General features: G+C 49.4%; 1 rRNA gene. It reads right to left on the reverse strand.

Annotated features, from left to right (window positions below):
- Nucleotides 1–473: ribosomal RNA gene (locus ACJHYR_RS28120) — 16S ribosomal RNA — on the reverse strand; the annotation flags it as partial.
- Nucleotides 474–619 lie beyond the last annotated feature (146 nt).

The raw sequence follows: 619 nt of genomic DNA on the forward strand, positions 1-619 counted from the left end.
AAAGGTATTAACTTTACTCCCTTCCTCCCCGCTGAAAGTACTTTACAACCCGAAGGCCTTCTTCATACACGCGGCATGGCTGCATCAGGCTTGCGCCCATTGTGCAATATTCCCCACTGCTGCCTCCCGTAGGAGTCTGGACCGTGTCTCAGTTCCAGTGTGGCTGGTCATCCTCTCAGACCAGCTAGGGATCGTCGCCTAGGTGAGCCGTTACCCCACCTACTAGCTAATCCCATCTGGGCACATCCGATGGCAAGAGGCCCGAAGGTCCCCCTCTTTGGTCTTGCGACGTTATGCGGTATTAGCTACCGTTTCCAGTAGTTATCCCCCTCCATCAGGCAGTTTCCCAGACATTACTCACCCGTCCGCCACTCGTCAGCAAAGAAGCAAGCTTCTTCCTGTTACCGTTCGACTTGCATGTGTTAGGCCTGCCGCCAGCGTTCAATCTGAGCCATGATCAAACTCTTCAATTTAAAAGTTTGATGCTCAAAGAATTAAACTTCGTAATGAATTACGTGTTCACTCTTGAGACTTGGTATTCATTTTTCGTCTTGCGACGTTAAGAATCCGTATCTTCGAGTGCCCACACAGATTGTCTGATAAATTGTTAAAGAGCAGT

It is taken from the genome of Escherichia sp. WS1450, assembly GCF_046487395.1.
GTDB classification, from domain to species: domain Bacteria; phylum Pseudomonadota; class Gammaproteobacteria; order Enterobacterales; family Enterobacteriaceae; genus Escherichia; species Escherichia coli.